This window comes from Aeromonas cavernicola, assembly GCF_002795305.1.
Classification (GTDB): Bacteria; Pseudomonadota; Gammaproteobacteria; order Enterobacterales; family Aeromonadaceae; genus Aeromonas; species Aeromonas cavernicola.
Map to the genome: position 1 here is coordinate 38,931 of NZ_PGGC01000060.1, position 26,727 is coordinate 65,657.

Genomic DNA, 26,727 nt, shown 5'->3' on the forward strand with positions numbered 1-26,727 from the left:
CCAAATGGCTTCAATACGGCGCCGCGATAACAAGGCTTGCCTGACTTGGGCAAAGACCTGCAGGCAAAAACACTCAGTCAAAAAAGTCGCGCAAATCCAAGGTTTGATAGTCCGTTAACTGTAACCAAGGCAGCTCGCTCGGTTGCGCTTGCAGGGTCACGGTCATCCGGTAGCTGCGATAGCCATCCAAGCTGGCGGACTCCACCACCAGCGGGATCTGCCATTGGTCTGACCAAAGCACCCGTGTACGTTGCTTGCCTGCCTGCTGTTGATACCAACGAGCCCCCGCTGGGGCGGCCTCATCTAATGGGGTCATCTGTTGCAGTAGCGCGGGGTTAATCAGATAACGAATCCGTTGCCAGTCGGGGGTAAAGGCCACTTGGCCATACTCCTCTGCGGGCACCTCGACCAATTGTCGGTGCCACTGGTCGGCATAACGCAGCTGTACCTCCCCAGCCTCACTGTGGGTGACCCAGCGTGCGGCCATCTGATGGGTAAAGTGTTTGTGGCCAGGTTTGGCATCATGGGCCGCGTGGTAGGCCCGCGCCAGCACAATGGGAATGAGCCGTTGGCTCCAGACCTGGGCGCCCACACGCAGCCATTTTTCACGCCACTCCTGCTGTTTCACGACGCCGTCGCTGCCGGTCACGCTGTCCACGTAGTGGATCCGAGCTGCCAGATCCGGCGGGGTCGGGGCGGCATGCAGTTCCATCACCAGCAGGGCGCTTAGCAGCCATAACCATAGTTGGGGTCTTATCATCATCTGTCGCTCTTTGGGTGAGCAGGGGCCCAGCGTTGCCGTGCTGGGCCCTCGCACCTTACAGGCCGAGCGCCTCCCGTAACTTGGTAAAGACGTGGGTGTTATCCAGCGTGCCCTTGAAGCGGTTGCTACCGGCCCCATCGGCAAACAACATCACATCGCCGCCACCGTGGGTCTCTGAGCCCAATTTGACGCCGGTCTCCTGTTTGTAGTCGTCGGCCATCACCTGATCGCTGGTGAGGGTCGCTCTGACATCAGAGCGGTTAGGGCCGTTACCAAACACCAAGGTGGTAAAGGGTTTGCCATCCACATCGTTTTGGGTCGAACCATCGCTGTTTTTCACCAGATCCAGCACCGGATTGCCCTTGGCGGAGTAGCCGTTAATGGTCATGGTGTGGTCGTGGTCGGCGGTGACCACAATCAAGGTGTCGGCCAGATTGACCTTAGCCAGCGCCGTTTTAACGGCATTATCCAGCGCCACGGCATCGGTGAGTGAGCGCTTGGCGTTAGTGGCGTGCAGGGCGTGGTCGATGCGCCCCCCTTCTACCATCAGGAAGTAGCCTTGGCTGTTTTGGCTGAGTAGGTCGATCGCCTTGGCGGTCATCTCAGAGAGCGACGGCTGGCTGCTGGCGGCGCCCTTAGCGACCCGATCCAGCTCGTAATCGAGGTGTGAGGTGGTGCTAAATAGGCCGAGTACCTTGCCGCCGGTGACGGTCGCCAGTTCATCCTTGGTGGTGACATAGCGATAGCCCTGCGCCTTGAGCTCAGCGGTTAAGTCGCGGCCATCAGCGCGCCCCTTCTTATTGCTGGTGCTATAGGGCGTCCAGTGGTTAGCACCGCCCCCCATCAACACATCGACCCCATCTTGCAGTGCCGGGTTAAAGCCTGCGCCGCCGGGCACTGCCTGCTCGGCGATAGCGTAGGCGGCATCACGATGGCAGATGTGGGCATAGGTGGCTGCTGGGGTGGCGTGGGTCAGCTCGGTGGTGGTGACGGCGCCGACCGACTTACCCGCTGCCTTGGCCAGTTCAAGAAGGGTGGACACTGGCTTGCCGTTGTCGCTGGCGCAGTTGTTGACGCCCTTGTTGCCGTTAACATCCTTTCCGGGCGCGACCGCTTTGGTGTCGCTGCTCATGGCGATCACCTCGTTATTCATCTTGACGCCGGTGGTGTAGGCCGCCATGGAGGGCGCCGAGTCAGTGGTCTGGGCATCGTTGGAGAAGGTCTTGATGCGAGCGCTGTAGGGCAGCTTCATCATCTCCAGATTACCCTCTTCGCCGGTCTTGAACAGGCGAGCGGCGGTGAGCACGGTGGGCCCCATACCATCGCCAATAAACAGAATGACGTTTTTAGCGTTGCCAGCGTGTGCTTGGCTAACGGAGCCCAGCGCGCAGAGCAGGGCGGTGCATATTAAGGACTTGGTCAGGGTGGTTGGCATGATTAGTTTCATCAATGGGTTCCTTACAGCTTGGCGACGGCTTTGAGCTTGGCGAAAACAGCGGTGTTATCGAGGGAGCCATGGAAACGGTCGGCCCCTTGGCCGATGGCACTGAGGAAGACATCCGTGCCACCGTGGGTTTCGTTGCCGATCTCACCCACCTTGACCACCACCTCTTGGTGATAGTCATTGGCCGAGACGGTGGCATCATCGAGCGGAGCGACGCTGCTGCGTGGGCCATCCACTCGGTTGTAGCCATTACCAAAGCCAAGGATGGTGTAGGGCATCCCATCACTGTCCTTGCTCGGCTCGCCAGTTTCATAGTTTTTCACCAGCCCCAGTACGCCGGGATTGGTGGCGGTGGTTTTGCCGGTGCGTTTGGCATAGCCATTGAGAACTAGGGTGTGGTCATGGTCGGCGGTGACCACGATCAGGGTGTTTTTCAGCTCAGGATCGCTCTTTTTCACCTCATCAATGGTCGCTTTGATGGCGTTGTCAAAGGCTAAGGTGTCGTGCAGGGCCCGCTTGGCGTTGGTGTCGTGCAGAGCGTGGTCGATCCGTCCCCCTTCGACCATCAGGAAGTAGCCTTTTTTGTTGCTTTTAAGCTGTTTGATGGCAGCCAAGGTCATCTGGGTGAGCGAGGGCTCACTGGCGGGGCGATCAAGGTCATATTTGAGGTGACTCGAACTAAACAGCCCCAGCAATGGCTTGCCGCTGGCCGCTTTACTCAGCTCATCGGCGTTGCTGACAAATTGGTAGCCGTTGGCCTTCATTTCGTTGATCAGGTTGCGGCCATCCTCCCGCTTGCCTTTGTCGGCTAGCGGCAGAAAGTGGCGGCTGCCGCCGCCGAGCACCACATCCACCCCTTTTTTCAGGGCAGGATTAAAGCCTGCCCCGCCTTGGACCAGCTGGACGGCAATCTCATTTTCCAAGTCGCGGTTGCACAGATGGGCATAGGTAGCAGCAGGGGTTGCGTGAGTCACTCGGGTGGTGGTGACGATACCAGTGCCGCGTCCTGCCGCCTTGGCCAGCTCCAGCAAGGTGGTGGCCGGTTTGCCGGCACTCTTGCTGCAATCGCTCTCATACGTAGCATCGCTGTTCATGCTGATGACGCCGTTGTTGCTCTTGACCCCAGTCATATAGGCCGACATGGAGGGGGCTGAGTCAGTCACTTGCGCATCGTGGGAAAACGTCTTGATAAAGGCGGTCTCAGGCAGGGTATCTATGGTGAGGCTGCCCTCTTCCCCCACGCCATAGATGCGGGCGGCGGTCAGGGTATTGAGGCCCATGCCATCACCGAGGAAAAAGATCACGTTAGTGGGCTGAGAGTTGCCGGGTTTGGTGGCATCGTTATCGTTCTTTGAATTGCAGCCGCTCGCCAATATGGCGCTGATCATCACGGCAATACCTGCCAGTTTGTTCATTAAGGTTCGCTCCTTGTAAAACCTGAGCGCAGCCTAGAGTGGGCGTATGACGTTTTTAATGACAAAAAATGACAATTCAGTGAACGGCGCTCACTCGGTGGCTAAAGGCGACGTGACAGGGTAATAACCTTCATCATCAAATACTTATCTGCCATGGCGGCGCGTTACAGACGGCCATGGCCAACAAGATTGAGTGGGATAGGGTGGCTTGGTGGTTTGGCCTGTGCTCGCTAGAATGCCTGTCAAATCGAGCAAAAGCAGGTAAACTGCGCCCCTTTCGAGCGCGGCTTGCCTGGTCGCTCCAGCGTCTATCTGCACGCGCCTACGGCTATCCCTCGCGCCCCGTGCCAGCGCCCATGCCAACAGAGAGTAACGGATATGTCCATCAACTGGTTCCCCGGTCATATGCACAAGGCCCGCAAAGAGATTGCCGAGGTCATGCCCCAGGTCGATGTCATCATCGAGATGCTCGACGCCCGCATCCCCTTTTCGAGCGAAAACCCGCTGGTGCCCGAGCTGCGCGCAGATACCCCAGTGATCAAGGTGCTGAACAAGGCGGATCTTGCTGACCCCGAGATCACCGCGCTATGGGTGGCCCATATGGAGCAAGAAAAAGGGATCAAGGCGCTGCCGCTGACCCAGCAGGAGCCGGAGAAGATCAAGCAACTGTTGACCCTCTGCCACGAGATGCTGCCGGAGCGCAATTTCGAGCTGCGCGGTGTGCGGGCGATGATCATGGGCATTCCCAACGTGGGCAAATCGACCCTGATCAACACCTTAGCGGGGCGCACCATTGCCAAGACCGGCAACGAAGCGGGGGTCACCAAGTCGCAGCAGCGGATCAAACTCGATAATCATGTGATTTTGACCGATACCCCCGGATTTCTTTGGCCCAAGCTCAACCCACCGTCTTGTGGTTATCGCTTAGCCATCACCGCCGCGATCAAAGACACCGTGTATGACTATGCCGACATTGCCATGTTTGCCGCTGACTACTTCCTCAAGGCTTATCCTGAGCGGCTCAAAACGCGCTACCAGATCGATGAGTTGCCAGAGACCGAGCTCGAACTATTGGAATTGATTGCCCGCCAACGCGCCTTTATGCGCAAGGGCGGCTTGGCGGATCTGCACAAGGCCTCTGAGATCTTGGTCAACGAGTTTCGCAGCGGGTTGCTTGGGCGTATCTCGTTAGAAACCCCTGACATGGTGGCTGATGAGATCGTGGCGGCACAGGCCGACGCGGCGCAAAAAGCCCAAGAGAAAGCCGAGCGAGAGGCCGAGCGCCAAGCGCGGGCCCGCCGCAAATACGCGAAAAAACGCTAAACCAAACGACGTAGCGCGGCCTGTTCTATCAGCAAGCCGCCACACGCCTTCCCTCGCTCAGCAAGCGGCCTATTGGGTCGCTTGTGCTATCTGGGCTGAGCAGCCGATAAAACGGGCCATTCGCTATCCACTGGCCACCATAAAAAAGCCCGCCATGGCGGCGGGCTGGTAACTGGTCGGCGTTAGACTTCTGCCATCAATGGAGAATACGCGCCCGAATGGTGCCGTTGATCTCTTTGAGCTTGGCCAGTGCCTTCTCGCTGTGCTCGGTCTCCACATCAATGACCACATAACCAATCTGACTGCTGGTTTGCAGATATTGACCGGAGATGTTGATCCCCTCCTCGGCGAAGATCTGGTTGATCTGGTTCATCACGCCGGGCTGGTTACGGTGAATGTGCAGCAAGCGGCTGGAGCCTTTATGGCCAGGCAGGGAGACCTCTGGGAAGTTAACCGCAGACAGGGTCGAGCCGTTGTCAGAGTATTTCACCAGCTTATTGGCCACTTCCAGACCGATGTTCTCTTGTGCCTCTTGGGTCGAGCCACCGATATGGGGGGTCAGGATCACGTTGTCGAGGCCGCGCAGAGGGGTTAAGAACTCTTCATCGTTAGAGGTTGGCTCAACCGGGAACACATCAATCGCCGCGCCGGAGAGGTGGCCACTTTTGATCACATCGGCCAAGGCGTCGATATCGACCACGGTGCCGCGAGAGGCGTTGATAAAGATGGCGCCCGGTTTCATCATCCGCAGCTGTTCGGCACCAATAAGATCCTTGGTAGAGGGGGTCTCTGGCACGTGCAAACTGATGACATCAGACATATTGAGCAGCTCGGCCAGGGTCGGTACCTGGGTGGCATTGCCCAAGGAGAGCTTGTTCTCGATGTCGTAGTAGTAGACCTTCATGCCGATGCTCTCGGCGATGATGCCAAGCTGAGTACCGATGTGGCCATAACCGATGATGCCGAGTTTTTTGCCCCGGGCTTCTACCGCGCGATTGGCCAGTTTTTCCCACACCCCACGGTGGCATTTGGCGTTCTTCTCTGGAATACCGCGGATCAGCAGCAAGATTTCACCCAGCACCAGTTCAGCAACAGAGCGGGTGTTAGAGAAGGGGGCGTTAAATACGGGAATACCGCGCAGCTGGGCGGCGTCAAGGTTAACTTGGTTGGTGCCAATGCAGAAACAGCCGATGGCCACCAACTTACTGGCGGCATCCAGCACTTTTTCGGTCAGCTGGGTACGGGAGCGCAGGCCAACAAAATGCACGTCACGAATACGTTCGATCAACGCCTCTTCAGAGAGCGAGGTCTTGAGATACTCCACACTGGTGTAACCTGCAGCGCGAAAGGTCTCTACTGTATTCGGGTGCACACCCTCCAGTAGCAGTACCTTAATTTTGTCCTTGTCCAGTGAAAACTTGGCGGTCATGACGATCCCTCTGTGTATGAATATGTGTGCAAGCATGTTGTGCGAAGAAGAGCGTAAAGTAGCAAAAACGTTTGGCAGAGGGAATATTTGTGACGAAAGCCAATTTTTTTTAAGTTTTCAACGATAGTTATAAATGAGAGGGTGTAAGGTATTGAGGTATAAATAAAAACGGCGTCATAAGACGCCGTCATCATCACCGAGCAATATTATTGGCTGACGACCCCATCTGGGGTGCCAATCAACACAACATCAGCGCCACGGTGGGCGAACAGACCGTTGGTTACCACGCCAACAATGCTGTTGAGCTTTACTTCCAGCCCTTTGGCGTCGGTGATGGCCATCCCCTTCACATCCAGAATATAGTTGCCATTATCGGTCACCACGCCTTCGCGCCAGACCGGATTGCCACCTAATTTTCTGATCTCGCGGGCCACGTATTCACGGGCCATGGGGATCACTTCAACCGGCAACGGGAAGTGGCCCAGCACAGGGACTGTCTTGGTGTTATCGATGATACAGATAAATTTATCTGCCACGGCCGCAACGATTTTCTCGCGGGTCAGGGCTGCGCCGCCGCCTTTGATCATGTCGCGGGTTGCGTTGATCTCATCGGCACCATCGACATAGACAGAGAGGGTGTCAATGTCGTTGAGATCATACACCCTGATCCCCAGCCCCTTGAGGCGCTCAGTGGATGCAACTGAACTGGATACCGCCCCCTTGATCTCATCCTTCATGGTCGCTAACGCGTCGATGAAGTGGTTAACGGTCGAGCCAGTGCCCACCCCGACCAAGGTGCCGGGAACTACATACTTGAGCGCAGCCCAACCGGCCGCCTTCTTCATTTCATCTTGAGTCATGATCGATCCTTTGGCTAAAAGCGGGCGCATTATACAACCATCGGCAGCGGAGCGACCACAGGGCTCACGTCGCGCGCTAAAAATGTAAATCGTTTGCTAGTTTAGGGGACACAGGCCCATGGCGGGGAGCTGTCAGCTAAATTGCCAGCAGCGCAAAGGCGTGATGAGCTGTGGCAGCGGCACATCCCACTCCTCTTGCGGGACCGCATCCACCTGCTGGCAGTCGTGAGCAATACCCAGTGGTTTGGGGCCGAGCCGGTGCTGATGCCAGCAGGCCAGCGTCCGGTCATAGTAGCCGCCCCCCATGCCAAGGCGATTACCTGCGCTATCAAACGCGACCAGCGGGGTGCAGATCAGATCAAGCGCACTGTGTGGTACCACCTGCAACACATCCAACTCCGGCTCTTCGATGCCATAGCGGTTGCGCACCATCGGGCTGGTGGCGGTATAGCGTAAAAAGAGCAGATGACCGGGGGTAAAGGGGTGTAGCACCGGCAGGTAGACCTCTTTACGTTGCGCCCATAGCCAATGAATGGTGGGCAGCGGATTGAGCTCGCCATCGTTGGCCAGATAGAAGGCGATACGCTTAGCAGCCTGCACATCGGGGTGCTGTTTGAATTGGGTGACCAATTGCTGAGCGGCCAGCTGTTGCTCGCTATGACTCAGGGCGCGTCTGCGCTGGCGCATCAGGCCGCGCAGGGCGTGTCGGTCGGGCTGGGTATCTTGCATAGCATCTCCTGTGATAGCGAACACGGCAAAGGCGCGGTTACCTTAACAAGCCCACCGAGGGATGAACAGGGAGCAGCGAGATGGTGCAGGGTGACTCCTTTGGGGAGGTGAGGGGCGGGTAAGGATTGGCGGGACTATCTCAGTGGCTTGGTGAGGGCGGCGATAGCATGCGTGTCAATGGACTCTCTGTTTGGCCGCAGTCTGTTTGGCCACAGTGCGTGCGCTTGGCTATCCCATGCTTTTCAAAGGGGGCGTGGGCTGGTAAAACGGTCATTTTCCTTAACTGCACAGACAAGAGGGTGGAATGGACAATCCGATCCGGGTAGCCGTGATGGGCTGTAATGGCCGTATGGGCAAGGTGCTGCTAGAGGCCATCACCAATACCGATGGGGTAGTGGTTGGCGCGGCGCTGGAGCGGCCGGGCTCGGCGGTGATCGGGCTTGATGCCGGTGAGCTGGGCGGCCTAGGCCATCTGGGGGTGGCCATCAGCGACAGCCTCGACAAGGTGCGTGATACGTTTGATCTCATCATCGACTTCACCCGCCCCGAGGTGACCTTAGCCAATCTGGCCTTTGCGCTGGCCCACCACAAGCTGATGGTGATCGGTACTACCGGTTTTGACGAGGCAGGCAAGGCCGCCTTGACAGAAGCTGGCAAGCAGATTGGCATCGTGTTCGCCTCCAACTACTCGGTCGGGGTCAATTTGGTGTTCAAACTGCTAGAACAGGCTGCCAAGGTGATGGGGGATTACACCGACATCGAAATCATCGAAGGCCACCATCGCCATAAGGTGGATGCGCCCTCTGGCACCGCGCTCTCCATGGGGGAAGTGGTAGCGAAAACGCTGGGCCGTGACCTCAAGGATTGTGCCGTCTATGGCCGCGAGGGGATCACCGGCGAGCGGGATCGCAACACCATCGGCTTTGCCACCATCCGCGCTGGCGATTTGGTGGGGGAGCACACGGTGATGTTTGCCGATATCGGCGAGCGGGTTGAGATCAGCCACAAGGCGTCCAGCCGCCTCACCTTCGCCAACGGTGCGGTACGCGCGGCTAAATGGTTGGCAAGCCAACAGGCTGGGTTATTCGACATGCAGGATGTGCTCAGTCTGAAATAACCCACTGTCAGCAACTAATTTTTTTACCATGCAATAAAGCCCTTAAGTTAAAGGGCTTTTTTTTATTTTTTGTTTAAATGATGGTTTTTTTGTTTTTTTATAGCGAACTATCTAAAAATCCCTATCAATTGCTCGGTAGCGTAGCCGAAGACACTTATCATGGGTGAGGATGTTTAAAAAATAATCTAAAAAGAGCGCCGCTAGCCCATGAGTCAGATTTTTTTCAGATCATTAACTATTCTTGGTGGTAAAAACGATTTTTCATCTTAATCTTTTTTAAAACGGCAAAAAAGCCCCGAAAATCACCAATAAATTTAAATAAATATTTTTGTAATATTTTGTTTTTAAAGGGTTATATTTCTATTTTTGTTTTTTTATTTGGTCTTTGTGGTATGAGCTTGTTTAGTTTGGTTTTTAGGCAGGTGGCAACGTGCTTAGCTACTTTTTGTTGCATATAAAATCATTATGTGTGATTTTTTATGTGGAGAGAGCGGTTTTTGGTAGTGATAAAACCATTGAAACCCTCCTTTTTTTAAGTAGAATGCGCCCAATTTGCCAGAAATCTGCCGAGTTTGAGTCCTGTCATCGACGGGAACGAACTCGCAACACCCAGGTAAATTGCTGAATTTAAAGCTAAATAACTGGAGGTTGTCTTGAATCACACTGCATTGCTAGTGCTGGAAGATGGAACTGTGTTTAAAGGCGTGTCGATAGGCGCCGAGGGATGTTCCGTTGGTGAAGTGGTGTTTAACACGTCGATGACGGGTTATCAGGAAATTCTCACCGACCCCTCATACTCCCGTCAGATCGTCACCCTCACTTACCCCCATATAGGCAACACCGGCACCAACAGCGAAGATGAAGAGTCCAGCCAAATCCATGCTCAGGGCTTGATCATCCGGGACCTTCCGATACTGGCCTCCAATTTCCGCAATCAGCAATCCCTCTCCGATTACCTCAAGTCTCAGAATATCGTTGGCATCGCCGACATCGACACCCGCAAACTGACCCGCATCCTGCGCGAAAAAGGCGCTCAGGCGGGCTGCATTTATGCCGGTAGAGAGGTGATTGGGACTCAGGCTGACGAGGCATTTGCCCTCGAACAGGCCCGCGCTTTCCCCGGTTTGAAGGGGATGGATCTGGCCAAAGAGGTCACCGTCGCCGACGCCTATCACTGGGCAGAAGGCAGCTGGCAGCTTGGCAAGGGGCACCTCACCCCAGATGCCGATCAACTCAAATACCACGTGGTTGCCTATGACTTTGGCGTCAAGCGCAACATCCTGCGGATGCTGGTGGACCGTGGCTGCCGGCTGACCGTGGTGCCCGCCCAGACCCCCGCTGCCGAGGTGTTGGCGCTGAACCCTGATGGCATCTTCCTCTCCAACGGCCCCGGTGACCCCGCGCCGTGTGACTACGCCATCGAAGCGATTGAGGCCTTTCTCAACACCAATACCCCGGTGTTTGGCATCTGTCTGGGGCACCAGCTGCTGGGGCTCGCCTCCGGCGCCAAGACCGTCAAGATGAAGTTTGGCCACCACGGTGCCAACCACCCGGTCAAGAGCCTCGACGACAACACCGTGATGATCACCGCCCAAAACCACGGTTTTGCGGTGGACGAGAACAGCCTGCCAGCTTGCCTGCGCGCCACCCACGTCTCGCTGTTTGATGGCTCTTTGCAGGGTATCCATCGCACCGATCGCCCAGCTTTCAGCTTTCAGGGCCACCCCGAAGCGAGCCCAGGCCCACACGACTGTGCCGCTCTTTTTGACCACTTTATTGAATTGATTAAGCAGTATCGCGCCTAAGAGGAATCGAGAAGCCATGCCAAAACGTAACGACCTACAGAGCATTCTGATCCTCGGTGCTGGCCCCATTGTCATCGGTCAGGCCTGTGAATTTGACTACTCCGGTGCCCAAGCATGTAAAGCCCTCAAAGAGGAGGGCTACCGCGTCATCTTGGTGAACTCCAACCCCGCCACCATCATGACCGACCCGGAGATGGCTGACGCCACCTATATCGAACCCATCACTTGGGAAGTGGTGCGCGAGATCATCAAAAAAGAGCGTCCAGATGCGATCCTGCCCACCATGGGCGGTCAGACCGCGCTCAACTGCGCACTGGATTTAGAAAAGCACGGTGTGCTGGCGGAATTTGGGGTCGAGATGATCGGCGCCACCGCCGATGCCATCGACAAGGCCGAAGATCGCTCCCGCTTTGACAAGGCGATGAGCAGCATTGGCCTGGAGTGCCCGCGTGCCGGCATCGCCCACAACATGGAAGAAGCGTGGGGCGTGCAGCAGATGGTCGGCTTCCCTTGCATCATCCGTCCCTCCTTTACCATGGGCGGCTCGGGCGGTGGCATTGCCTACAACACCGAAGAGTTCGTTGAGATCTGCGAGCGCGGTCTGGACTTGTCGCCGACCAAAGAGCTGCTGATCGACGAGTCGCTGATCGGCTGGAAAGAGTACGAAATGGAAGTGGTGCGGGATCGCAACGACAACTGCATCATCGTCTGCGCCATCGAAAACTTCGATCCCATGGGGATCCACACCGGTGACTCCATCACGGTCGCACCAGCCCAGACGCTGACCGACAAGGAGTATCAGATCATGCGCAACGCCTCCATGGCGGTGCTGCGCGAGATCGGGGTCGAGACCGGTGGCTCCAACGTCCAGTTTGGGATTAACCCGAAAGATGGCCGGATGGTCATCATCGAGATGAACCCACGGGTGTCGCGCTCCTCGGCGCTCGCCTCCAAGGCGACCGGCTTCCCGATTGCTAAGATCGCCGCCAAGCTCGCTATCGGTTACACCCTCGACGAGCTGATGAACGACATCACCGGCGGTCGTACTCCGGCCTCCTTCGAGCCAGCCATCGACTACGTGGTCACCAAGGTGCCGCGTTTTAACTTCGAAAAATTCGCTGGTGCTAATGATCGCCTGACCACTCAGATGAAATCGGTCGGCGAAGTGATGGCCATCGGCCGTAACTTCCAAGAGTCGCTGCACAAGGCACTACGCAGCCTCGAAACTGGCAAAACCGGCTTCGATCCCATGGTGGATCTCAATGCCCCTGACGCGCTGACCCGCATTCGTCACGAACTGCAAGATGCGGGTTGTGACCGGATTTGGTACATCGCCGATGCGTTTCGCGCCGGCCTCTCCATGGATGGCATCTTCCGCCTAACCAAGATTGATCCTTGGTTCTTGGTGCAGATTGAGGATCTGGTGAAGCTGGAAGAGCAGGTGAAAGAGCGCGGCATGGCCGGTCTCGATGCCGACTTCCTACGCGCCCTCAAGCGCAAAGGCTTTGCCGATGCGCGGCTGGCCAAGATCCTCGGCGTAGCCGAAGGGGAAATGCGCAAACTGCGGGCCCGCCACAACATCTTCCCGGTCTACAAACGGGTCGATACCTGCGCGGCCGAGTTCGCCACTAACACCGCTTACATGTATTCGAGCTATGACGAAGAGTGCGAAGCGGCGCCGAGCAACCGTGACAAGATCATGATCATCGGCGGTGGCCCTAACCGTATCGGGCAGGGTATCGAGTTCGACTACTGCTGCGTGCACGCTGCGCTGGCCCTGCGCGAAGATGGTTACGAGACCATCATGGTCAACTGCAACCCAGAGACCGTCTCCACCGATTACGACACCTCGGATCGCCTTTATTTTGAGCCGGTGACCCTGGAAGACGTACTGGAAATCGTCCGCGTCGAGCAGCCCAAGGGCGTTATCGTCCAATACGGTGGCCAGACTCCGCTCAAGCTGGCGCGCGCGTTGGAAGCGAATGGGGTGCCGGTGATTGGCACCAGCCCGGATGCCATCGACCGCGCCGAAGATCGTGAGCGCTTCCAGTCTGCGGTTGAGCGCTTAGGGCTAAAGCAGCCGGAAAATGGCACCGTCACCGCACTGGAGCAGGCGGTTGTGCTGGCCGAGCGGATTACCTACCCACTGGTGGTACGCCCGTCCTACGTGTTGGGTGGCCGCGCCATGGAGATCGTCTATGACGAGACCGACTTGCGTCGCTACTTGGCCGAGGCGGTGAGCGTCTCCAACGAATCTCCTGTGCTGCTCGACAGATTCCTAGACGATGCCATCGAAGTGGACGTAGACGCCATCTGCGACGGCGTGGATGTGGTGATCGGCGGTATCATGGAGCACATTGAGCAGGCGGGCATTCACTCCGGCGACTCAGCGTGCTCTTTGCCACCTTATACCCTCTCCAAGGCGATTCAGGATGAGATGCGCGAGCAGGTGCGCAAATTGGCACTGGAGCTTGGGGTGGTCGGTCTGATGAACGTCCAGTTTGCGGTCAAGAACAATGAGATTTATCTCATTGAAGTGAACCCGCGCGCCGCTCGGACCGTGCCGTTTGTCTCCAAGGCCACCGGCGCCCCGCTGGCCAAGATCGCTGCGCGGGTGATGGCGGGTCAAAGCCTCAAAGATCAGGGCTTTACCACAGAGATCATCCCGCCCTACTACTCGGTCAAAGAGGTGGTGCTGCCGTTTGCCAAGTTCCCAGGGGTGGATCCACTGCTGGGGCCTGAGATGCGCTCGACCGGCGAGGTGATGGGGGTCGGCAGTAGCTTTGCCGAGGCCTACGCCAAGGCCCAGCTGGGGGCCAGCCACGCTGTTCCGAAAGAGGGCCGCGCCCTGCTGTCGGTTCGACACAGCGACAAGGAGCGGGTGATCAATCTAGCCGCTAAGTTGTTGGAGCTCGGTTATGAGCTGGATGCGACCCATGGCACCGCTGTTGCACTAGGGGAGGGCAGCATTAACCCACGGCTGGTCAACAAGGTACATGAAGGGCGCCCACACATTCTCGATCGGATCAAAAACGGCGAGTACACCTATATCGTCAACACCGCCGAAGGGCGGGTAGCGATTCAGGATTCCAGACAGCTGCGTCGTGGCGCCCTGCAGCACAAGGTAGCCTATACCACCACCTTGAATGCGGCGTTTGCCACCTGCATGGCCATCAGCGTAGATGCCACTGCCCAGGTGCGTTCGGTGCAAGAGCTGCATCAGCAAGTAAAGGGCAAATAACGTAGCGATCACCCCTTGCCCCGTGATCCCCACAAACCAGCCTGTTGGCGTGCCAACAGGCTGGTTTTTTTGTGATGCCATTGCGCGTAGCCGAGTGCAATGGCAAGAGAGGATAGCAGGGCTTCAAGCTGACCTAGTGGTGAAAGTCACCACATAAGTAGCTAAATTAGAATAATAATTGCGACATTAAGGCTAATGGTTGCAATCTTTGCAATTACTCACCCCGCTTGCCTTTATATACTGATAACCACTACCTAAGGTCGTCTGCGCCCGCTGCTGCGGGGTGCGAGGATCAGGGCCAGTGGCGCACCCCGCCCGTTTGGCCGGTCGCGGTTTATCGACAGCGATCATTGGAAATGGTGCTTGGGTTACCGCCCGAGTTACCGTCAGGGCTAGCGTTACCGCGCAGCCCGCTCCCCCTCTTAACTCATCAGCTCAGTTGCCCCTTGTTTGCCGTGCTGAGTTTGCCGTGCTGACGTGCGGTGACAGTGTAGTCTGGCCCAGTAACACCACCTATTTCATCCAGGGAATCTGAATATGAGTTTCGATCATCGCAAATATCGCCGCGCTCCGGTCATCGCACTGGCGGATCGTCAATGGCCTAACCGCGTGTTGGAGCGGGCGCCGCAGTGGTGCGCCGTGGATCTGCGCGATGGCAATCAGGCGCTGGTCGAACCGATGACGGTCGCGCAGAAGCTGCAAATGTGGGCGCTGATGATCCATGTTGGTTTCAAGCATATTGAGGTGGGCTTTCCGGCAGCCTCCCAGCCCGATTTTGACTTTGTCCGTGAGCTTATCGAACGAGACCTGATCCCGGCCGATGTCACTATTCAGGTATTGGTGCAGGCTCGCGAAGATCTGATTGCCCGCACCTTTGAGGCGCTGCAAGGGGCTAAACAGGCGATAGTCCACGTCTATAACTCGGTCAACCCGACGCAACGTCACTATGTGTTCAATACCGACAAGGCCGGGGTCAAAGCCATCGCGGTGCAAGGGGCGCGTTGGGTGCGTGATTACGCCGCCCGTTACCCGCACACCGCGTGGAGCTTTCAATACTCGCCAGAGAGTTTTAGCAGCACCGAAGTGGACTTTGCGGTGGAGGTGTGTGACGCGGTGATCGATGAGTGGCGCAGCGCAGCCCGCCCGATGATCCTCAATTTGCCTGCCACCGTTGAGGTGAGCACCCCCAACGTGTTTGCGGATCAGGTGGAGTGGTTTTGCCGCAACCTGAAGGCTCGCCCTGAGGTGAGCATCTCGATTCATACCCACAATGATCGGGGCTGCGGGGTGGCGGCGGCCGAGTTGGCGGTGCTGGCCGGCGCCGATCGCATAGAAGGCACCCTGCTTGGTAACGGTGAGCGTACGGGCAACATGGATATCGTCACCATGGCCATGAACCTCTACAGCCAAGGGGTTGATCCCGAGCTTAATCTGGCCGACATGGATGCCATCGTCGCCACCGTCGGCGCCTGCACCCAAATCGCCCTCCATCCCCGCCATCCTTATGCTGGCGAGCTGGTCTACACCGCCTTTTCTGGTAGCCACCAAGATGCGATCCGTAAATCGTTGGCGGCGAAAAAACCAGACCATTACTGGGATGTGGCCTATCTGCCCATCGACCCGGCCGATCTGGGCCGCAGCTATGAGGCGGTGATCCGGATCAACAGTCAGTCCGGCAAGGGGGGTGTCACCTACCTGCTGGAGCGTGATCTTGGCTTGCAATTGCCGCGCTGGCTGCAAATTGATTTCAGCCGGCGGGTGCAGGCGCAGGCTGAAGCCAACAGCAGCGAGGTGAGCCCAGAGCAGATCTGTGCGCTGTTCGAGCAGCACTACCTTGCCCCCGCGCATGGTTATCGCATCGGACGTTTTCAGCTCGGTCATGACGGTCAGGAGAGCCTGAGCGTTGAGCTGCAAACCCCAGCGGGCTTGTTGCAGCTGACTGGCGAGGGGGAGGGGGCGATCACGGCGCTGGTCAATGGCTGGCAGCGTCAGACCGGGATGCAGGTCGATGTGCTTGATTACTCAGAGCACGCCTTAAGTGTGGGCACCGAATCGCGCGCCGCCGCTTATGTGCTGCTCAGTGTCGAGGGGACACGGGTCTGTGGGGTGGCGATTGGCCGTGATGTGGTCAATGCCTCCTTGCAGGCGGTGATCAATGGATCCGCTCAGGTACTCACTGGCCACCACCGCGCTTAAGCCACCCAAGGTTACCCCGCGGCTTTGCTGGGGTGGCAGCGCTCCAGTACGCTGACGTCGGCGGGCGCCAAGGGCATGGCGGCCTTCTGCTGCCCTGCCCAATCCTCTACAATGGCGGCCTGTCTGCGTCTGGGGCTCTTCCCCCGCCGCTTCCCATTCTCTTGCGGGGAACTGCCATGCGTGCTGTTTGTCTTCACCCTTACTTCGCCCCTCTGTTACTACTGGGGTTGCTGGCAGGGTGTGCCAGTGACCCCACGGCTGGGACGAGATCAGCCGCCCCCTCATCGGCATCAGCGCCTCAGGCATCCGTGACCCCCAAGGCAGCTAAGGCTGCTCCCGCCATGCAGCCGCGCCCGCCAACAGAGATGACCAGCCGCATCGTCCGTTTTTTACCGAAACAGGTGGTGGATAAACGGGGGTGGGCGAGCGATGTCGTCACCGCGCTCACCAGTCAAGGGCTGACCGTCAATGATCACAACGTCTGTAGCGTGTTAGCGGTGGCGGAGCAGGAAGCCACCTATCAGGCCGACCCCGTGGTGCCCAATTTAAGCAACATCGCCTGGCAGGAGATCAACGCTCGCGCTGGCAAACTGCTGATCCCCGAGCTGATGGTGCGGGCGGCGCTCTCCATCAACTCGCCCACCGGCAAAAGCTACGCCGAGCGGATCGATGCCTTGCGCACCGAACGGGAGATGAGCGAGATCTTCGAAGACATGATCGGGATGTTGCCGCTCGGCAAGAGCCTGTTTGGTAGCCTCAACCCAGTACGTACAGGAGGGCCGATGCAGGTGAGTGTCGCCTTTGCCGAGGCCAATGCCGCCGGCTACCCCTATCCCATCACTACCTCAATTCGCCACGAGGTCTTTACCCGCCGTGGCGGCATCTGGTTTGGCACCAAACATATCTTTGGCTATCCCGCCGATTACCCCGATACCCTCTACCGCTTTGCTGACTTCAACGCTGGCTGGTATGCCAGCCGCAACGCCGCTTTTCAAGCCGCCGTCAGCCGTTTGAGTGGTAAAACTCTGGCGCTGGACGGGGATTTGATCCGCTATGACTCGGATCTGCCGAGTAACACCGAGCTGGCCGTCTACACCTTGGCTGACCGAGTCAAGATGAGCAAAGCGGCCATCCACCAGAGCCTGCGCCAAGGAGATAGCGCCGAGTTTGGTCAAAGTGACCTTTTTTTGCGGGTCTTGACCTTGGCTGACCAACAAGCAGGCAAGCGACAACCCCGCGCCATCCTGCCCGGCATTGTGCTGAAAAGCCCGAAAATCACCCGTAACCTGACCACCGCTTGGTTTGCCAAACGGGTGGATGACCGAGAGCAACGCTGCGTACGGCGTATGGCGAGCATTCGCTAAGAAGCAACAAGGACGGCCCATTGGCCGCCCTTGTTATTGCTGTGAAGAGTAAGGGGTATTAAGTGATCGCTTCGACACGGTTTCTGATATTGATAATGCCTCTGCAGCGTGGGTATCCACTGCATCCCCAAAACGGATTGCCTCGGTTATTCCCACGTTTATCATCAGGTAAGTTTTCACAAAAATGAGAGGTATTGAAACTTTGCTAGGTCATTTTTTAATTCAAAGTCTGGCATGACCTCTTGACCATTTATTTAAATAGGTCTTAAGAAAAAGTGAAATAGCTAATGCCCCAAGATATGATAGTGCGAGTAACCCACCCCATAATGGGTTACGCCCAAATGAGTCAAAAATAAAGTAAATGAAAATTAAAAATGAAATAACTCCCCACTTTAAACCACACCTACTGACTCCTATAATAAAAAGGAGCGGCATTGCAATGAAAAAACTTAATAACCATATCGTATAATAAAGTGTTCTGCCGCTTGAAAAAACGGATGTATAGCTTGTATAAATTAAAAATCCCAATTCTCTAATAAAAAGAAAGGATAACGCGGATATCACACCGATTAAAAATGGAATAATTAATTTAACGACTCCAAGTCGCATAATCATCCGCCTCTCTGACTGTAATGGGGGTTGCCAATTCATTTGGGTTGATTCTATTTATGTGCTCAGTAACCCTTATCGCAGGATATGTACCAGATGAATTCGGAGTTGTGTTATAAACATACTTTCTTTTTGCATAGAGCGCTCCTCTAAGAATAAAGTAATTATCATATTTATTTGTATTATCGAAATCACCTTTTACTCTTGCCATTACCTCCCCTGGCCCCCATTCAATTCCTACTTTAACAACCCCAGGAACGCTATGAAGCAACCTGTATGTATCAATGGCAAACGGAATTTGTCCAACAGCATCAGTCCAGTAAGGCATACCTTCAATCATCACCAGAAAAAATCCATTACCGCCTTCTTTAGATTGTTTCCAGTCACCGGCTTGCTCAGTACGGAAATCCATTGGAGAACGATCAACAGAAGCGAATTCATCAATTTGTTTCCATGTGAAGTGTTTATATGCGTCCTTGTTATAATCTTTGCTGTTAATATAAATTAGCTCTCGGTAATTGTCAGCGAGTGGCTCAAACCATTGATATTTGTATTGATTATATAATGTTCGTACTGTTATGAATTTCAGGCTCTCACCAAGTCCACGTAACACAAATAAAATCAATCCGTTGTCACGAGTCACCACAATTATGTTTGGCAATACAATGTTTTCAGGGTCATTTTTTTTAGAATCTGTCAGAGTATATTGTTTTTTTAAAAAAGTTTTTCCTTCTCTAGTAACAAACTCGAGTACCTCACCATCAATTGTCATTTTCTCAACTACGTCACTTTTATTACTCATTTTTTCCACCGATAAATAAATTGATTAAGCCAGAGTTTTCAACTAACCCTGTATAGGCATTTTTATCGTAGCCAGAAGACAATTTATTACCGTTTCCATCTTCAATGAAGTAATCAATAATCGCTGAAAAATATAATTTTCTATCAAAAAAAACATCACTAACCAATGAGCTAATAATCGGTGGTGCTTGATCCCCAATAATGACCGTGCTGCCACCGATAATCAGCCCGCCACAACCAATTTCACTGCCCGTGAGTGCGGCAGGCCGGCCATTAAAAAACACCGTCTTTGAGCCCGTGGTGATCACCCGATCATGGGGTGGGCTACCGGGTTTAGCATGGGGAGCAAGCGCATCCCCCACTCTGGCTGCTGGTTTGCCATCGATGAAGATATCCTGTGATCCTTCAATGATCGGGGTGGGGGGAAATCCATCGTGGTCGGTTCCCATGTCCCCGACAGTTGCGGCCTGCTTCGTCATGCTGACTCCTCAACATGCGATACATCATGTTGCTGTTTCGGGTTGCCCTTCGCCCCTGCGAATGGAGCACAATCCCACCTGTTGGGTTTGGCATAATCAGCCAGTTGTCGTTGTCCATATTAAACACCCCATCCGCAGGCGATGTGATGTGAACGCTCTCAGTCAACAGCGCCACGCCGTTTTCGGTCACTCTGACGATCACCCCCAGCGTGGGAAAATGAATGTCGTGTTCCTTTCTTAATAACTTGATAACTTCCTGCACAATTTCGACTCTCGTTTATGGAAAGTGCCATTGTGCCATAGGTAACTAATGAAGCTATTTGATTCAGGCCGCAGAGGACGTTTTAAGATTTTTCTGACACCCCACAGGGGGCCCGTGAGCGGTCGTTAAGCGGGCGTGGATGGCCAACAAAACGCCGTGCGGCAAGAACAAGGGCGACCCATGGGCTTAATTCCAGTCAGGCTTAACTGACTGGCATCAGCTAGAAGTAGGTGCCTTTGAGTTCGTCTAATGGAGGTGTTACCTCCAATTAGCGGACCCAATTCACTGATCCAATTCACTATGTCGCTACAGTCTGGGATGCCAACAGTCGCAGGCCATCTTTGAGGCGTCATTCAACGCAGCCTGATTTTTCGACGAGCATTGCACTTCGGCGTTGAATCCGCCCTTGCGTAGCAGAGCGGCATTTCCGAGAATAGGCGCAACCTTATCGCGAAGGATGTTTTCATGGTTTTTTCTGTGGCTCGATGTGCTTTAACTGCGCTGTGCAGTGCGTTGCTAATGAGCTGCGCCCAGTCGCCGACTGGTCGTAGCCAAATGCTACTTTACTCCCCTCAGCAAATGAGTCAGTTAGGTGCTGACTCATTTGAGCAGATGAAGCAGCAAGAGAGAGTGAGTACCAATACGAGGCTAAATGCCTACGTCAACTGTGTTGCTAATGCGGTCACGGCCCAAGTACCCGCCAACTATGGCATTACCAGCTGGGAAGTGGTGGTGTTTGATTCTGATCAGGTCAATGCGTTTGCTCTACCCGGCGGTAAAATCGGGGTTTATAGCGGGTTGCTTAAGGTGGCGAATAATCAGGATCAATTGGCGACTGTCATTGGGCATGAGCTGACTCATGTGCTGGCACAGCACTCTAATGAGCGGCTCTCTCGTAGTCAGCTGGCTGGGATGGGGATGGCGGCGGCTAGCGTTGCGTTGGGGTCCAGCGAATATAGTCAGTATCGCAATACCGCCATGGCAGCGTTGGGGCTGGGGATGGAGGTCGGGGTGCTATTACCTTATGGCCGTGAGCAAGAGAGTGAGTCAGACCGACTGGGTCTGGAGTTGATGGCCCGTGCTGGTTTTAATCCAGCGGAGGCGATCCCTTTGTGGCAAAACATGAGTGCGGCATCCGGTGGCAAAACACCGCCGCAGTTACTGTCCACTCACCCCAGTAACGAGAGACGCATTGCTGATCTGCAAGCTCAGCAGGCACAGGTGCAGCCACTTTATCAGCAGGCCAAAGCGGCGGGATTGGAGCCTAGATGCAAAGCATAAGTTTGCGTATTGCACGGCCAACTGATGCCGCTGCGATGACGGTGATTCAACGTGCCAGTTGGCTTGCGGCGTATGGTGAAACCCAGGGTTCTGCGCGGCTAGCACAGCTGGCGGCGGTAGAACATCTGCAGGTTTGGCAACGCCGCCTCGCAAAAACAGATCCGGCGCCGATGTTGCTCTGTGTCGACGACGTCATAAAAGGGCTGCTTTACTGGCAGGCCATGCCCGAGCATGAGGGCGCGCCAAGCGCCCTGATCAGGGCATTTTATTTACATCCCAGCTATTGGGGGCAGGGTTATGGCCGGCGTTTATGGCAAGCCGTGGCGATGCAGATGCGGATGGCGGGTTGTGGCCACGCTACGTTGTGGTTACTCAATGGCAATCCAGTCGGTGAGCATTTTTGCCAGCAGCGTGGTTTTGTATTTGCCGGCCAGCAGCGCACCAGCCCCATACTGGGTGCCGATGGGTTTCAGCGAAAAATGTGCTGCTCTCTTTGATCTCTCTTCTATTTTTCGTCCCTCGTCACTTTATTTTTTTTGCGAATTAATACAATGTCCCCTTTCAGGATGAATGCGGCGAACTGACTCGCCAACAAGGGAGTGTGGGCATGTATTACGGCTTTGATATTGGCGGCACCAAAATTGCGTTTGCTGTTTACGATGACGCGTTGAATCTTTGTCATGAAGAGCGAATGAGCACGCCGGGCAATGATTATCAGCGATTACAGCAGTTGATTTGCGAGCGAGTTGAGCAAGCTGATGCGCGTTTGGGGATCCGGGGGGCGGTAGGCATCGGTTTCCCGGGGGTGCTCAATAGCCACGATCTCAGCATCGTGGCAGCTAATCTACCTGCTATCAATGGACGCCATCTCGGTGCCGACTTGGCCGAGTTGCTTGCTCGTCCGGTCAAGGTCGATAACGATGCCAACTGTTTTCTGTGGTCTGAAGTGCATAAAGGTGCCGCAGAGGGGGCCGGCAGTGCGCTTGGTATGACGATAGGAACTGGTGTTGGCGGCGCGCTTTATCTGGCAGGTCAGCTGGTGCGAGGACGCAATTGGTTAGCAGGGGAGATTGGCCATTATCCTCTACCTGCCACCATGTTGATGAAGTATCCCGATTTACCGCGTCCCCGCTGTGGTTGTGGTCGTTTGGTCTGTTTTGAAAGTTATGCCTCTGGCTCGGGACTAGAGAGGCTTTATCACCACTTCCACGGTCAACGGGCGACGGGTTACCAGATTATCGGCCGCTTTGAGGCCCATGAACCCCACGCGGTGGCGACCATAGACTGCTGGTTGGAGATCATGGCCGCGGGGCTGGCTACCGCCATTTCGGTGATGGACCCCGATGTGGTGGTACTCGGAGGGGGGTTAAGTGGCCTACCTATCTTGTATGAACAACTACCGCTTCGCTTGCCTGGTCATCTGCTACCAGGTGTTGCTCTGCCTGAGATCCGCCAAGCCCAATTCGGTGGTGCAGGGGGGGTACGCGGTGCGGCATTACTTAATTTATGAGATCAGATTCAGAGACTGATCTCCCTTCTCAAGGAGCCAACATGTCCAGTCTTGAAATCTGTATCGACAACCTTGAATCCCTATTTACGGCCCAGCAAACAGGTGCAGACAGGATTGAGCTGTGCTCTGCGCTGGGCCTTGGCGGCCTGACGCCATCTTATGGTTTTATGCAGGCGGCGGCGCGGCACGCGACTATTCCTGTTTACGCCATGATCCGACCTCGGGCAGGGGATTTTTGTTTTAGCGAAGGCGAGTTTGAGATGATGCTGCTCGATATCGCTGCTGCGAGGGCGGCCAGCCTACAAGGGGTTGTGGTGGGGTTACTTGATGAGGAGGGGCGAGTCCCGCCAGCAAAGCTGGCGCGGCTAGTGGAGGCAGCAGGGCCGCTGGGGGTCACCTTTCATCGGGCAATAGATGTGAGCTCAAACTGGCGACAGGACGTGGAAACCATTGTCGCAGCAGGTTGTGAACGGATCTTGAGCTCAGGGCTTGCCCCCAGCGCTTTAGCCGGGCTTGCAACACTGCAGGCCATGCAACAGCTGTTGGCCGGACGTGCCAGCCTGATGCCCGGTGCGGGGGTCAATGCAGATAACGTGATGGCCATCCTTGAAGCAACAGGGGTGAGCGAAGTGCATATGTCGGCTATGGGTTGGCGTGGCGGTATCCAGCCATCAGGTGTCAGCATGGGGGCCTCAGACGATGGGCGGATCAATATGACCGACGGCAATAAGGTGGCGACAGTGCGAGCGTTGTTAGACCGAGCTGATATCTAGTCAGTCCGGCGTGGCTTAGCCCCCCGTTATCCGGTAAATCAATGGCGCTCTGGCAGCACCCCATATAAAAGTCTGTTATCATCCCGTCTCTTTTTATCATCAGAACCTGGAGCAACTTTTCAATGTCTCAATACGACTCTATCGAACAGAAAGCCAGTTATGGCATTGGCCGCAACATGGGTGATCAATTGGCGCAGCAAGCCTTTGCTGGGCTGGATATCCCCGCCCTGCAACAAGGTTTGGCAGATGCACTCAATGGGCTGGAGTTCGCGGTTAGCCGTGACGATATCAACGATGCCTTCCAGGTGATCACCGCGCGGATGCAGGAAGAGCAAGAGTCTGTTGCCAAAGCAGCCGCGGCAGAAGGCGAGGCTTTCTTAGCCGAGAACGCTCAGCGTGCCGGTGTGAAAGTGACTGATTCCGGCCTGCAGTACGAAGTGCTGGTAGAAGGTAACGGGGCTGTGCCAGTTGCCGGTCAGTCCGTGCGCGTGCATTACCATGGTACTTTTACCGACGGTGGCGTTTTTGATAGTTCGGTCGCCCGTGGCCAGCCAGCCGAGTTCCCAGTGACTGGGGTGATTGCTGGTTGGGTTGAAGCGTTGCAGTTAATGCCCGTCGGTTCTAAATGGAAGCTCTGTATCCCCCAAGATCTGGCCTACGGTGCACGTGGCGCTGGCTCCATCCCGCCTTACAGTGCGTTGGTATTTGAAGTCGAGCTGCTGGATATTCTGTGATCCCGTTAGCTTGATCCACACGGCGACCAAACGGTCGCCGTTTTTGTTGATGTGGGCGTAGCGGAGGAAACGCGGCGGCACGCCATGGGAAGGGTCTTGTTGCAGAAACCGCCATACTGAAGGGGAACCCATTGCGGGGAGAGGCGAGCGATGAATAACACACGAAACGTTATAGTGATGCTGCTGTCACTGATGGGCTCACCCGCGTTAGCCGATGCCATGCGTTGCAAGAATGCGCTCATTACCGAAGGTGATAGTACGGCTGAGATGTTACTAAAATGCGGGCAGCCGTTGTTACGTGAAGCGCTGAACCGATATGAGCAAAATCAGTATGGCCATGTGATCACGGTGCAATACGGTGAGCGGTGGACTTACTACTTTGGTAAAAGCGAGTTTATGCGGTTTGTTACCGTACGTAATGGGATCATTACCGAGATAGAAAATGGCCCACGTGGTGGATGACCCCGTGGGCAAAAGCATGGAAGTAGCCTATCTACTACTCGGACATTCAAGGTTGTCCAGATGACAGCGGGAGAGGACGCAAATCGTGTAGCTCCTGTTTGATCTGGCGGATCAAGGTCAGGGTCTGCCGACAAGTGCGATGATTCAAATCGATCCTCCCACCATGAAATTCAAATTGCCCCAGCGCCTCCACCCTGAAACTACCTTGATGAAAACGCTTGATGTAGCGGGCAATCTGGCGGGGAGAGCCATGTTTGAAAACCTTCATCATCATCCCTCTGTGATGCTTGGACCGCGACCACTATGGGGCGGATAAGTGACAGCCATGTGACGCGGGATGAGAGAGAAAATAACAGGCGCTGATTGGCTATTGCTGATTAAGCCGCATTTGCTGGCATACTTGCAAAAAAGTCTGCCATGACAAGTGGTTACATCGATATACTGGGGTGTCTATGGAGTTAGCAAGCTAAGGAGCGGGATGTGGAATGGGTGGATATAGTGGATGCAGATAATCAGGTGATCGGCGTGGCTGAGCGAGCTCAGGTGCGGCGAGACAATCTTTGTCACCGTGCCAGCTATATCTTGGTGCTTGATGATGCCGATCGCATTTTGGTGCAGCGCCGTACCCTCAATAAGGATTTCTGCCCCGGTATGCTGGATGCCTGTGCCGGTGGCGTGGTGACATCGGGCGAGCTGATGGAGCCCTCTGCCCGCCGAGAACTGGCTGAAGAGCTGGGCATTGAGCATGTACCACTGCAAGATTTTGGGACGTTTTATGCGCAAGGAGAGGGGTATCGGGTCTGGGGCGGCCTATTCAGTTGCCGTTATCAGGGGCCGCTTCGTTTACAAGCCGAAGAGGTGAGCGAGGTGCAGTGGATGACTCAAGCGGAGATCGCGGAGAGAGCCCGAGAGTTTACCCCAGACTCACTGCTGGCCATTGCCACGTGGCAGGCAAGACGTTAAAGGGGTTGGCATGGTGGGGAGAGAGCGAGAAAGGGAGCTGAGATCCTTGCTGCACCATGCCATAGAGGGCTTTTGGCATGTTTTCTAGATAAGACATTCAACAGCCATCAAACCAAGGGGAAGCGAAACGATGACCTTAGCTGTGATTGCTCTGATTGCTGGTTTAATACTGCTGGTCTGGAGTGCAGATAAATTTGTTGATGGTGCTGCCGCTACCGCCCGTTATGCAGGAATGCCACCGCTGCTGATTGGTATGGTGATCATCGGTTTTGGCACCTCGGCCCCTGAAATGGTGGTCTCAGCCCTTGCTGCCGCTCAGGGTAATCCTGGCTTGGCACTGGGTAATGCTTATGGCTCTAACATCACCAACATCGCCCTGATCTTGGGCCTAACCGCCCTCATCAGCCCCATCGCCGTCACCTCCCAGGTGGTGCGCAAGGAGATCCCGATCCTGATCGGTATTACCCTGCTCTCCGGCGCCCTGCTGATTGATGGTCATCTGGGCTGGATGGATGCGGTCATTCTGGGGGCCGTCTTCGTTGCCCTGATAGGCTGGTCCATCTGGACTGGCATGAATAGCAAGGGAGATGCGCTGGATAGCGAGACCGCCGAGGATATCGAGAGCGAGGGGATGTCCCTCAAGCGCGCTATCTTCTGGCTGATGGTCGGGCTGGTGCTACTGATCGCCGCCTCCCGCTTGCTGGTATGGGGTGCGGTGACCATCGCCCAAGCCCTTGGCATCAGCGATCTGGTGATTGGTCTCACCATAGTCGCGGTGGGAACCTCCCTGCCGGAGCTGGCCTCGTCCCTCATCGCCATTCGCAAGAATGAGCATGATCTGGCCCTTGGCAACGTGCTCGGCTCCAACCTGTTCAACACCCTGGCGGTGGTGGGGATCGCGGCGGGCATAGCGCCGCTCGATGTGGCGCCTGAAGTACTCTCCCGCGACTGGAGCATCATGATGGGGCTGACCTTGGTGCTGCTGCTGATGTGTCTGGGCCGCAAGGGGCAGGGGCGCATCAATCGGCTGGAAGGGGGCGTGCTGCTTACCTGCTTTGTCGCCTACACCGGCTGGCTGCTGACCAGTCAGTTTATCTGATAGGGGTTGGTGAAATGAGAGAGGGGGAAGCGCTTGCTTCCCCCTCTTGTTTTTGCCCAGTGAACCTG

At 55.5% G+C, this 26,727-nt stretch carries 24 protein-coding genes; 14 read left to right on the top strand and 10 right to left on the bottom strand.

The window, feature by feature from the left end; translation table 11 throughout:
- Nucleotides 1-73: 73 nt before the first annotated feature.
- From CUC53_RS06860 to CUC53_RS06870, 3 genes are read right to left on the bottom strand one after another with little or no spacing between them, the layout of a single operon-like run.
- On the bottom strand, nt 74-760 hold the full coding sequence (locus tag CUC53_RS06860) for a hypothetical protein (RefSeq protein WP_100293495.1): 687 nt from the start codon (nt 758-760) through the stop codon (nt 74-76).
- 58 nt (nt 761-818) lie between these two features.
- Nucleotides 819-2,210, bottom strand: a complete 1,392-nt coding sequence (locus CUC53_RS06865; protein WP_100293462.1) for an alkaline phosphatase — start codon at nt 2,208-2,210, stop codon at nt 819-821.
- 11 nt (nt 2,211-2,221) lie between these two features.
- On the bottom strand, nt 2,222-3,622 hold the full coding sequence (locus tag CUC53_RS06870) for an alkaline phosphatase (RefSeq protein ID WP_100293463.1): 1,401 nt from the start codon (nt 3,620-3,622) through the stop codon (nt 2,222-2,224).
- A gap of 378 nt (nt 3,623-4,000) precedes the next feature.
- Between CUC53_RS06870 and ylqF the strand changes: the two genes are divergently transcribed.
- On the top strand, nt 4,001-4,945 hold the full coding sequence (gene ylqF, locus CUC53_RS06875; protein ID WP_100293464.1) for a ribosome biogenesis GTPase YlqF: 945 nt from the start codon (nt 4,001-4,003) through the stop codon (nt 4,943-4,945).
- 196 nt (nt 4,946-5,141) lie between these two features.
- Here the strand turns inward: ylqF and serA are convergent, their stop codons facing one another.
- The 3 genes from serA to CUC53_RS06890 all read right to left on the bottom strand — a co-directional run bounded on the left by serA (nt 5,142) and on the right by CUC53_RS06890 (nt 7,963).
- Nucleotides 5,142-6,374 carry a phosphoglycerate dehydrogenase gene (gene serA, locus CUC53_RS06880; protein WP_100293465.1) on the bottom strand — a complete coding sequence of 411 codons (1,233 nt, stop codon included), beginning with the start codon at nt 6,372-6,374 and terminating at the stop codon, nt 5,142-5,144.
- Between the two features lie 206 nt (nt 6,375-6,580).
- Entirely contained in the window at nt 6,581-7,234 is a 654-nt protein-coding gene (gene rpiA / locus CUC53_RS06885) for a ribose-5-phosphate isomerase RpiA (protein ID WP_100293466.1), read from the bottom strand.
- A gap of 132 nt (nt 7,235-7,366) precedes the next feature.
- Nucleotides 7,367-7,963: a 5-formyltetrahydrofolate cyclo-ligase gene (locus CUC53_RS06890; protein ID WP_100293467.1), complete on the bottom strand. Its 597-nt coding sequence runs from the start codon at nt 7,961-7,963 to the stop codon at nt 7,367-7,369.
- 304 nt (nt 7,964-8,267) lie between these two features.
- Between CUC53_RS06890 and dapB the strand changes: the two genes are divergently transcribed.
- The 5 genes from dapB (at nt 8,268) to CUC53_RS06915 (ending at nt 17,686) form a co-directional block, all read left to right on the top strand.
- Entirely contained in the window at nt 8,268-9,080 is an 813-nt protein-coding gene (dapB, locus tag CUC53_RS06895; RefSeq protein ID WP_100293468.1) for a 4-hydroxy-tetrahydrodipicolinate reductase, read from the top strand.
- A gap of 653 nt (nt 9,081-9,733) precedes the next feature.
- Nucleotides 9,734-10,885 carry a glutamine-hydrolyzing carbamoyl-phosphate synthase small subunit gene (gene carA, locus CUC53_RS06900; RefSeq protein WP_100293469.1) on the top strand — a complete coding sequence of 384 codons (1,152 nt, stop codon included), beginning with the start codon at nt 9,734-9,736 and terminating at the stop codon, nt 10,883-10,885.
- A 16-nt stretch (nt 10,886-10,901) separates the two neighbouring features.
- Nucleotides 10,902-14,126 carry a carbamoyl-phosphate synthase large subunit gene (carB, locus tag CUC53_RS06905; protein WP_100293470.1) on the top strand — a complete coding sequence of 1,075 codons (3,225 nt, stop codon included), beginning with the start codon at nt 10,902-10,904 and terminating at the stop codon, nt 14,124-14,126.
- 537 nt (nt 14,127-14,663) lie between these two features.
- Entirely contained in the window at nt 14,664-16,322 is a 1,659-nt protein-coding gene (gene leuA / locus CUC53_RS06910) for a 2-isopropylmalate synthase (protein WP_100293471.1), read from the top strand.
- 176 nt (nt 16,323-16,498) lie between these two features.
- Nucleotides 16,499-17,686 (top strand): DUF1615 domain-containing protein, encoded by a 1,188-nt coding sequence (locus tag CUC53_RS06915; protein ID WP_100293472.1) that lies wholly within the window; start codon nt 16,499-16,501, stop codon nt 17,684-17,686.
- Between the two features lie 222 nt (nt 17,687-17,908).
- On the opposite strand, the gene CUC53_RS18830 is transcribed toward CUC53_RS06915, so the two are convergent.
- The 3 genes from CUC53_RS18830 to CUC53_RS06925 are packed head-to-tail and all read right to left on the bottom strand — an operon-like array spanning nt 17,909 to nt 19,575.
- Nucleotides 17,909-18,301, bottom strand: coding sequence for a hypothetical protein (locus CUC53_RS18830; RefSeq protein WP_157798212.1), 393 nt, complete (start codon nt 18,299-18,301; stop codon nt 17,909-17,911).
- On the bottom strand, nt 18,276-19,097 hold the full coding sequence (locus CUC53_RS06920; RefSeq protein ID WP_100293473.1) for a hypothetical protein: 822 nt from the start codon (nt 19,095-19,097) through the stop codon (nt 18,276-18,278). Before CUC53_RS06920 ends, CUC53_RS18830 begins: the two co-directional genes overlap by 26 nt.
- Entirely contained in the window at nt 19,090-19,575 is a 486-nt protein-coding gene (locus tag CUC53_RS06925; RefSeq protein WP_100293474.1) for a type VI secretion system PAAR protein, read from the bottom strand. Before CUC53_RS06925 ends, CUC53_RS06920 begins: the two co-directional genes overlap by 8 nt.
- A 727-nt stretch (nt 19,576-20,302) precedes the next feature.
- Between CUC53_RS06925 and CUC53_RS06930 the strand changes: the two genes are divergently transcribed.
- The 6 genes from CUC53_RS06930 (at nt 20,303) to CUC53_RS06955 (ending at nt 24,597) form a co-directional block, all read left to right on the top strand.
- Nucleotides 20,303-21,118 (top strand): M48 family metallopeptidase, encoded by an 816-nt coding sequence (locus CUC53_RS06930; RefSeq protein WP_100293475.1) that lies wholly within the window; start codon nt 20,303-20,305, stop codon nt 21,116-21,118.
- Nucleotides 21,106-21,615, top strand: coding sequence for a GNAT family N-acetyltransferase (locus CUC53_RS06935; protein WP_100293476.1), 510 nt, complete (start codon nt 21,106-21,108; stop codon nt 21,613-21,615). Before CUC53_RS06930 ends, CUC53_RS06935 begins: the two co-directional genes overlap by 13 nt.
- Before the next feature lie 110 nt (nt 21,616-21,725).
- On the top strand, nt 21,726-22,628 hold the full coding sequence (locus tag CUC53_RS06940; protein WP_100293477.1) for an ROK family protein: 903 nt from the start codon (nt 21,726-21,728) through the stop codon (nt 22,626-22,628).
- 41 nt (nt 22,629-22,669) lie between these two features.
- Complete coding sequence (locus CUC53_RS06945) at nt 22,670-23,401, top strand: copper homeostasis protein CutC (protein WP_100293478.1); 732 nt, start codon at nt 22,670-22,672, stop codon at nt 23,399-23,401.
- A gap of 122 nt (nt 23,402-23,523) precedes the next feature.
- A complete protein-coding gene (locus tag CUC53_RS06950) occupies nt 23,524-24,135 on the top strand; it encodes a BamJ family beta-barrel-assembly machinery protein (RefSeq protein WP_100293479.1) in 612 nt (203 codons plus the stop codon).
- 150 nt (nt 24,136-24,285) lie between these two features.
- Nucleotides 24,286-24,597, top strand: coding sequence for a DUF2845 domain-containing protein (locus tag CUC53_RS06955; protein ID WP_100293480.1), 312 nt, complete (start codon nt 24,286-24,288; stop codon nt 24,595-24,597).
- A gap of 46 nt (nt 24,598-24,643) precedes the next feature.
- On the opposite strand, the gene CUC53_RS06960 is transcribed toward CUC53_RS06955, so the two are convergent.
- Complete coding sequence (locus CUC53_RS06960; RefSeq protein ID WP_236757884.1) at nt 24,644-24,868, bottom strand: DUF1107 family protein; 225 nt, start codon at nt 24,866-24,868, stop codon at nt 24,644-24,646.
- Nucleotides 24,869-25,077: 209 nt separating this feature from the next.
- Here CUC53_RS06960 and yfcD point away from each other — a divergent pair, with 209 nt between their 5' ends.
- On the top strand, nt 25,078-25,560 hold the full coding sequence (gene yfcD, locus CUC53_RS06965; protein WP_100293481.1) for an NUDIX hydrolase YfcD: 483 nt from the start codon (nt 25,078-25,080) through the stop codon (nt 25,558-25,560).
- A gap of 130 nt (nt 25,561-25,690) precedes the next feature.
- On the top strand, nt 25,691-26,659 hold the full coding sequence (locus CUC53_RS06970) for a calcium/sodium antiporter (RefSeq protein WP_100293482.1): 969 nt from the start codon (nt 25,691-25,693) through the stop codon (nt 26,657-26,659).
- The last annotated feature ends 68 nt before the right edge of the window (nt 26,660-26,727 follow it).

Bases quoted from the DNA above. Each gene is read 5' to 3' on its own strand.
- CUC53_RS06860 (WP_100293495.1), bottom strand. From the start codon at position 760: ATGATAAGACCCCAACTATGGTTATGGCTGCTAAGCGCCCTGCTGGTG.
- CUC53_RS06865 (WP_100293462.1), bottom strand. From the start codon at position 2,210: ATGAAACTAATCATGCCAACCACCCTGACCAAGTCCTTAATATGCACC.
- CUC53_RS06870 (WP_100293463.1), bottom strand. From the start codon at position 3,622: ATGAACAAACTGGCAGGTATTGCCGTGATGATCAGCGCCATATTGGCG.
- ylqF (WP_100293464.1), top strand. From the start codon at position 4,001: ATGTCCATCAACTGGTTCCCCGGTCATATGCACAAGGCCCGCAAAGAG.
- serA (WP_100293465.1), bottom strand. From the start codon at position 6,374: ATGACCGCCAAGTTTTCACTGGACAAGGACAAAATTAAGGTACTGCTA.
- rpiA (WP_100293466.1), bottom strand. From the start codon at position 7,234: ATGACTCAAGATGAAATGAAGAAGGCGGCCGGTTGGGCTGCGCTCAAG.
- CUC53_RS06890 (WP_100293467.1), bottom strand. From the start codon at position 7,963: ATGCAAGATACCCAGCCCGACCGACACGCCCTGCGCGGCCTGATGCGC.
- dapB (WP_100293468.1), top strand. From the start codon at position 8,268: ATGGACAATCCGATCCGGGTAGCCGTGATGGGCTGTAATGGCCGTATG.
- carB (WP_100293470.1), top strand. From the start codon at position 10,902: ATGCCAAAACGTAACGACCTACAGAGCATTCTGATCCTCGGTGCTGGC.
- leuA (WP_100293471.1), top strand. From the start codon at position 14,664: ATGAGTTTCGATCATCGCAAATATCGCCGCGCTCCGGTCATCGCACTG.
- CUC53_RS06915 (WP_100293472.1), top strand. From the start codon at position 16,499: ATGCGTGCTGTTTGTCTTCACCCTTACTTCGCCCCTCTGTTACTACTG.
- CUC53_RS18830 (WP_157798212.1), bottom strand. From the start codon at position 18,301: ATGATTATGCGACTTGGAGTCGTTAAATTAATTATTCCATTTTTAATC.
- CUC53_RS06920 (WP_100293473.1), bottom strand. From the start codon at position 19,097: ATGAGTAATAAAAGTGACGTAGTTGAGAAAATGACAATTGATGGTGAG.
- CUC53_RS06925 (WP_100293474.1), bottom strand. From the start codon at position 19,575: ATGACGAAGCAGGCCGCAACTGTCGGGGACATGGGAACCGACCACGAT.
- CUC53_RS06930 (WP_100293475.1), top strand. From the start codon at position 20,303: ATGGTTTTTTCTGTGGCTCGATGTGCTTTAACTGCGCTGTGCAGTGCG.
- CUC53_RS06935 (WP_100293476.1), top strand. From the start codon at position 21,106: ATGCAAAGCATAAGTTTGCGTATTGCACGGCCAACTGATGCCGCTGCG.
- CUC53_RS06940 (WP_100293477.1), top strand. From the start codon at position 21,726: ATGTATTACGGCTTTGATATTGGCGGCACCAAAATTGCGTTTGCTGTT.
- CUC53_RS06945 (WP_100293478.1), top strand. From the start codon at position 22,670: ATGTCCAGTCTTGAAATCTGTATCGACAACCTTGAATCCCTATTTACG.
- CUC53_RS06950 (WP_100293479.1), top strand. From the start codon at position 23,524: ATGTCTCAATACGACTCTATCGAACAGAAAGCCAGTTATGGCATTGGC.
- CUC53_RS06955 (WP_100293480.1), top strand. From the start codon at position 24,286: ATGAATAACACACGAAACGTTATAGTGATGCTGCTGTCACTGATGGGC.
- CUC53_RS06960 (WP_236757884.1), bottom strand. From the start codon at position 24,868: ATGATGAAGGTTTTCAAACATGGCTCTCCCCGCCAGATTGCCCGCTAC.
- CUC53_RS06970 (WP_100293482.1), top strand. From the start codon at position 25,691: ATGACCTTAGCTGTGATTGCTCTGATTGCTGGTTTAATACTGCTGGTC.